General features: G+C 39.0%; 3 protein-coding genes and 1 pseudogene. All 4 read right to left on the bottom strand.

Going from position 1 to position 3,565, the window contains the following annotated elements:
• Positions 1 to 630, bottom strand: a 630-nt coding sequence (locus tag D8787_RS10925; RefSeq protein ID WP_125423821.1) for a pneumococcal-type histidine triad protein, incomplete at its 3' end; no start/stop codon positions are given.
• A 7-nt stretch (positions 631 to 637) separates the two neighbouring features.
• Positions 638 to 1,555 (bottom strand): zinc-binding lipoprotein AdcAII, encoded by a 918-nt coding sequence (gene adcAII, locus D8787_RS10920; RefSeq protein ID WP_125423818.1) that lies wholly within the window; start codon positions 1,553 to 1,555, stop codon positions 638 to 640.
• 293 nt (positions 1,556 to 1,848) lie between these two features.
• Entirely contained in the window at positions 1,849 to 3,240 is a 1,392-nt protein-coding gene (locus D8787_RS10915) for an APC family permease (protein WP_125423814.1), read from the bottom strand.
• A 142-nt stretch (positions 3,241 to 3,382) separates the two neighbouring features.
• Positions 3,383 to 3,565 (bottom strand): annotated as a pseudogene (locus D8787_RS10910) (group II intron reverse transcriptase/maturase); the annotation flags it as partial.

Genomic DNA, 3,565 nt, shown 5'->3' with positions numbered 1-3,565 from the left:
GAAGTGATTGCCATGAGGAACAATATAGGCATCCCCTGTGTCCTCAATGATATCAGATGCATTAAAGATATATCCATCATCCGTTGTATAGCGACCTTGAGCTCTTGCAGCAGCAACAGCATTATCTGTGCTTTCATTATGATTATGACTATGTTCCTGCTTCTGACGTTTAATCTCTTCTTTTGTCCGAATATTGTCCGCATGAGCCGCATCTTTAAGGTAAACATAGTATTTTCCGTCTACCTTAATGACATAGCCACCCTTGATTTCATTAACAATGTCTGCATCCTTCAACTGATAATTCGGATCTTTCATCAGCAGTTCTTCACTGATGATAGCGTCATAAGGAACCTTGCCATTATAGTAATGATAATGGTCTCCATGAGAGGTCACATAACCTTGGTCCGTAATCTTGATGACGATTTGTTCGGCGTTGATTCCCTCTCTCTTACTAACTTCATCTGGTGTCAAATTTTCTGCCTTTTGGCCAGCCTGATTACCATCTATATAAGCAACTCGATTAGAATCTTTCTTAACTTGACCAGCTTGGTAACGACCAAGTTCGTAGGAACAAATACTTAGGGCAAGGACTGCAACTGAACCTGCTACATATTTTTTATTGATTTTCATTCTTTTCTCACTTTAATTCTTCTGCTAGAATACTCATATTTTCTTCAAGATTTTCTAAATAAGTCTTGTCATTTTGTGGGTCTGCCTCCAAAGGATTTAGAGTTTTAAGACCCACACCTGTTGATTTGACAAGAGTTTCAGCTACTTTTGAAGAAGCGTTACTTTCTGTAAAAATCGTCTTAACCTTATAGGTTTTAACAAATTCCTGAATTTCTGTAAGTTGTCGTGGACTTGGTTCTTGTTCTGGAGAGATACCTGCAATACCAAGTTGATTGAGTCCAAATCGCTTAGCTAGATAAGAAAAGGCTGTATGTTGTGTTACAAAAGTCTTCTGACTCGCTTTTTCAAATTTAGGCTGGAATTTCTTAGTCAATTCCTGAGCTTTTTTGATAAAGGCTTGAGCATTTTTCTGATAAGTTTCTTTATGCTCACTATCCACCTCTGAAAGTTTATCAGCGATAATCTGAGCTTCTTCACCAGCTTTTTCAGGATCTAGCCAAGTATGAGGGTCATAGAGCGTTTTTTCATCAACTCCATTACCTGCTTCCACATCTTCTAGCCCTGGAACGCGGTCTAATGTCATTCCTTCAGAAGCCTCTAAAACCTTAACTTTGGATTTTTTAAGATTGGGATCCAGACTTCCTGCCCAAGATTCGAGCGTATGAGAATGATAAACAAAGACGTCTGCATCATAGATGGCCGCGATGTCATTTGCTGAAGGCTCAAAGGAGTGAATCCCACTACTTGACTGAATCATCCGAACATCATTCAAATCTCCAGAAACTTCCTTGACCATAGCGTAGATAGGGTAGAAACTTGTGACAATCTTCATCCCTTTTCCTGTTTGGCTTTCCTTTTGACCACAAGCACCTAAACACAAAAGAAAGACACTTAACAATACTAAAAATAAACTTTTTTTCTTCATGGATAACCCCTTAACTGTTTAATTAACTGGTAAACATTCTACTCCTAAAAATTTAATCTGTCAAGCTATTTTTAGANAAAATTTGAAATTTCTTTCACATATAAAAATCTGCTGAGTTTGAATAACTCAACAGATTCTCACTTTATACTCACTGAAAATCAAAGAGCAAATTAGGAAGCTAGCCGCAGGTTGCCCAAAACACTGTTTTGAGGTTGTAGATAAGACTGACGAAGTCAGTCACATATATACAGCAAGGCGATGCTGACGTGGTTTGAAGAGATTTTAGAAGAGTATTATTCTTCTATGGTAGAATGCTTATAACCATAAGTGAAGTAAATCATACTTCCTACTAACAATGCAACTAGGAAAGCAATCCAAGTTTCCATATTATACTGCAACATAAAGGACAAACAAATGATAATTGATAAAATTGGTAACAGGGGGACCAATGGTGTTTTAAATTCTCCAGCTTTTGGCATCCCTTTTTCTTTCCGTAAGCGAATCAGCCCATAAGCCAGCATAATCAAGTAGGCTAGGGTACAAATATTTAAGAAAGCTGCAATACTAGCTAGTGGGAACATTCCTGCTGCTACTGCTGAAGCTAGACCTGTCAAGATAGTAGCATTTTTAGGTACCTTACTTGTCTGCGTCAATTCCTTAAAGGCGGCAGGCATCAATCCGTCACGCGCTAAACTGTATATCATACGCGATAGGGCATAGGTCATCGAAATACAAACTGTAATCAAGGTCAAGATAGCCACTAATGACACATAGTTAGCTGCCCAACTAATCCCAACACTACGAAGGGCAAAGGCAACGGCATCATCGACATTTAGATGACTATAGTGAACCACACCAGTCAAAACAAGAGTCACCAATGCATAAAGAATGGTTACGATAGAAAGCGATAAGACAATCCCTCTAGGAATATTTTTTTGAGGAGTCTTGACTTCATCTACAGCCATAGAGATCGATTCAAATCCCAAAAATCCAAAGAACATTAAGGACGCACCAGCCATGATACCAGTACTAGCACCATAGATTTGTCCAAAACCATAAGGAGCGAAATTGCTCCAATTATCAAGCTTGATATGCCAAATTCCTACTAAAACAAAGAGAGCTAAAGCGGAAAATTTCAAAATAACTAGAATAGAATTAAAGCGTAAGGCTGCTTTAGCATTGAGTAAAACAAGCGAGGTCACCAATACCAAAACAAGAATAGGCAATAAATCAACAAAAGTCCCTGCTTGAGGATTAAAGGTACCATTTAAAGCCTGAGGAAGGGCTATTCCGTATTGAGAGAGCAAGCCTTTAAAATAAGCTGCCCAACCCGAAGCTACGCCTGATATGGCTGTCATGAACTCCATCATGGTTAACCAACCAGCCAACCAAGCAGGGAATTCTCCTAAAATAGCATAGAGATAGCTGTAAGCACCACCTGTAGCAGGTACTCGAGAAGCAAATTCTGCAAAAAAGAGGGCTGATAATCCCACGCACAAGGCAGAAATGACGATTGAAATCACTAGGGCTGGACCAGCAAGCGTTGCAGCTGCAGTACCTGTAATTGTAAAAACACCTGTACCAACCATGGCTCCGATACCCAGCAAAATCAAGTCCCATAACTTCAAATGCCTGTGCATCTCCGTTTTATCCAAACTAACATTTTTTGTTCTAAATATATTCATATTTCTCTCCAAAATAAAATGATGATTCTATTTTACCATAAATATAGGAGATTTGTGAATATTTATAAAATAATTTTATCGAGTAGGGGATAATCTCTAGCCCCTCTCACACCACCGTACGTGCCGTTCGGCATACGGCGGTTCAACTAACTTTTAACGCATGTCGTTCAAGGTAATAATCCAAACACGAAACCAGTCCACGTTTCTCAAGGACTGGTTTTGATATAGCACGTTTAAGTACCGACTTCTGAGCTACTAATTGATAGTGGTCACCCCAGCCAGATACCTTATCTGCTATCCATTTAGGAACTCCTAACTTAAGCAA

The organism is Streptococcus mitis (assembly GCF_003944325.1).
Classification (GTDB): domain Bacteria; phylum Bacillota; class Bacilli; order Lactobacillales; family Streptococcaceae; genus Streptococcus; species Streptococcus mitis_CW.
This window is presented reverse-complemented; position numbering and strand designations above follow the sequence as displayed.

Bases quoted from the DNA above. Each gene is read 5' to 3' on its own strand.
- D8787_RS10915 (WP_125423814.1), bottom strand. From the start codon at position 3,240: ATGAATATATTTAGAACAAAAAATGTTAGTTTGGATAAAACGGAGATG.
- adcAII (WP_125423818.1), bottom strand. From the start codon at position 1,555: ATGAAGAAAAAAAGTTTATTTTTAGTATTGTTAAGTGTCTTTCTTTTG.